This is a genomic window from Craterilacuibacter sp. (genome assembly GCF_051659485.1).
Taxonomy (GTDB): domain Bacteria; phylum Pseudomonadota; class Gammaproteobacteria; order Burkholderiales; family Chromobacteriaceae; genus Craterilacuibacter.
Genome location: NZ_JBOFOO010000430.1, coordinates 1 through 2,703, shown reverse-complemented (window position 1 = coordinate 2,703; position 2,703 = coordinate 1). Strand labels below are relative to the sequence as shown.

General features: G+C 63.6%; 3 protein-coding genes. 1 reads left to right on the top strand and 2 read right to left on the bottom strand.

Annotated features, from left to right (window positions below):
* Window positions 1–216: hypothetical protein (locus ACRC1E_RS14470; RefSeq protein ID WP_438515806.1), on the top strand; the 216-nt coding region annotated here is incomplete at its 5' end.
* 69 nt (window positions 217–285) lie between these two features.
* On the opposite strand, the gene ACRC1E_RS14465 is transcribed toward ACRC1E_RS14470, so the two are convergent.
* Window positions 286–1,173 (bottom strand): DMT family transporter, encoded by an 888-nt coding sequence (locus ACRC1E_RS14465; RefSeq protein ID WP_438515805.1) that lies wholly within the window; start codon window positions 1,171–1,173, stop codon window positions 286–288.
* A gap of 35 nt (window positions 1,174–1,208) precedes the next feature.
* On the bottom strand, window positions 1,209–2,703 hold a 1,495-nt coding region (locus ACRC1E_RS14460), incomplete at its 5' end, for an NAD(P)H-hydrate dehydratase (protein WP_438515804.1).

Sequence of the window (2,703 nt, the reverse complement as noted above, 5' to 3'; positions counted from 1 at the left end):
CCCATCATGATGCTGGCGATGGAGCGTGACCCCGATCCCGAACTGCGGACTACGATTGAAAACCGCGATGAGCTTTTGGGCCAGATCACGCCGGCAGTCGCAACCCTGCATGCCTTCTATCAGCGCTTGCGCAGCAAGATGGTGGCGGAACTGGCGGCGGCAGAAAACGACAAGACCTTGTTTGATGAGCCGGCTAAACCGGCTAAACGCAGCTAGGTAGGCGTAGTCCCTTGCCAAGCCGGAATGCCTGTGCCCGTTGGGGCGGGGCTTCCGGCTTTATTGCGTTTAAGCCCCGCGTTTGTTCGGCAGCTTTTGCAGTAGCAGGCCACCCAGTATCAGGCCAAGGCCGACCAGAGTGGAAGCGAGTATGGGTTCGCCGATAAAAATATGGATCAGCCATAGCGAGATAATCGGCGACAGGAAGATCAGGTTGGCGATGCGCGCCGTGCTTTTGGTGAGTTTCATCGCAGTGAGCCATAGCACGAAGGTGTAACCCATCTCGATGGCACCTACATAGGCGGCACCGGCCAAGCCCTGCCAGGGCACCGCAGTCAGCTCGCCGGTGAGTGCACACCATAGCAGGATAAGCGGCAGCGCCAGCATGAAGTTCAGCGTCAGCCCCAGCACGGGTTCGCGTGTATCCCGGGTATTGAAGATCCAGTAGCTCGCCCACAGCAAGGTGGAGCCCAGCGCAAACAGCATGCCGGTCATATTGGAAAACGATAGCGTCAGCACTTCGCCGCGGGTTCCTATCACCAGCACTCCCACATAGCAGACCAATGCGGCGGCAAGATCGCGCCTGCGCAACTGTTGCCCCAGTAGCGGTACCGACAGCAAGGTCATGGTCAGCGCCCAGGTGTAGTTGATGGCCTGGGCTTCCTGTGCCGGCAGCAGGGCGTATGCCTGAAACAGCACCAGATAATAGAAAAAAGGATTGACCGCACCCAGAAGTAGCGAGCGGCGCCAGTAAAGGCGCAAGCCTGGCAACAGCTCGCCCAGACGGTGCTGTACGGCAAGAATGGACAATAGCGCCAGCAAGCTGGCAGCACAGGCATAGAGCAGCAACTGGGCCGGGCTCAGATGGGCGAGGCTGATCTTGAAGGCGGTGGCGACGGTGGACCAGGCCAGTACTGCACCCAGCCCGTACAGGGTGGCTTTGCTTTGGGGGGTCATGGTTGGAAATTGAAAATAAGGAATAGGAGGTTGTTTTAGTGTCTGCGGTCCAGCCGCAGCAAGGCATTGATCAGTGCGGCGAGTTGGGCTGCCGTGTGCGAGGCGCTAAGCCCGATCGCACCGCCTTTGTCTTCGACATACAGGTCGGCGACGAGGCCATGCAGATAGACGGCAAGGCAGGCGGCATCGAAGGCCGAAAGGTGCTGCGCCATCAAGGCTGCAATCGCGCCGGACAATACATCGCCCTGACCAGCAGCCGCCAGCGCCGCATTGCCGCTACCGTTGACGCGGTAAAAGCCGTCGGCGCGCACAATCAGCGTACCGGCACCTTTGAGGACCACCACTTTACGATAACGGGCTGCCAGCGTGCGGGCTGCTGTCAGCCGGTCGGCTTGTACTTGTCCGGTGCTCATGCCCAGCAGGCGAGCCGCTTCGGCCGGGTGTGGCGTCAGGACCGCACCTGCCTCGCGCTGCGCCAGCGATTCGGCCAGCGTGGCGTCAAGCGCGATCAGATTGAGGGCATCGGCGTCGATCACCAGCGCCTTGTCGCTACCGAGTGCGCTGGCGAGTGCCGCGCGGGCAGCACCACATTGCCCCAGCCCGGGGCCGATGGCGCAGATGTCGTGCGCCGGCAACGACAGGGACAGTGGCGACAGCATCAGCTCGGGCTGGCCGGTGTCGACAGCCAGCCGCGTGTCCAGCGTGGCGACGTGAACCTTGCCTGCGCCGCAGGCCAGTGCCGCACGTCCGGCCAGAAGGGCGGCACCCAGCATGCCGTGTGCGCCGCCAGCGATACAGACGCTGCCAAAACTGCCCTTGTGGCTGTTGGCATGGCGTTTGAGCGGGCCTAGGCGCGGGCGGTTGAGCTGGCCCTCGGGGGGCGGCAACAGATCGCGAGGGATGTCCAGTGTGGCCAGATGGACGTGGCCGGCCAACTCGCAGCCATCGCCCGTCAGCAAGCCCGGCTTGAAGCATAGAAAGGTCAGTGTGTCGCGGGCACGGATGGCGCTGCCGCAGGCATGGCCGCTCATGGCATCCAGCCCGCTAGGCGTATCCAGCGCCAGCACGGGTGTCGTGCCGGCATTGACCGTATCCATCAGCGTATCCCACGGCGGCGCCGGTGTCCGCACCAGACCGATACCGAACAGGCCGTCGACGATAAGCTCGGCGTGCTTGTCCGGCAGTGTGCTCAGGGTCGGTGCGGCAAAGCTGTCCCAGCGTGCCCGTGCCTGCTGTGCCTCGGCCGAAGTCTGTGGCCGGGGGCTGACCACGCAGACAGGGTAGCCGGCTTCGGCCAGTTCGCATGCCAGATGCAGCGCGTCGCCGCCATTATTGCCCGGGCCGGCCAGTACCGTTATCGCGGCGCTTACCGGATAGCGGGCCATGATCCATGCTGCAGCCGCACGGGCGGCGCGGCGCATCAGCCCCAAGCCTGCTGCGGTCTGTTCCAGTTGGCGCTGGGCGGATAGGGACAGTAGCGCGCTGCTCATGCTGGCTCGCCCCAGCGCGGGATCAGGCGGTGTGCGACAC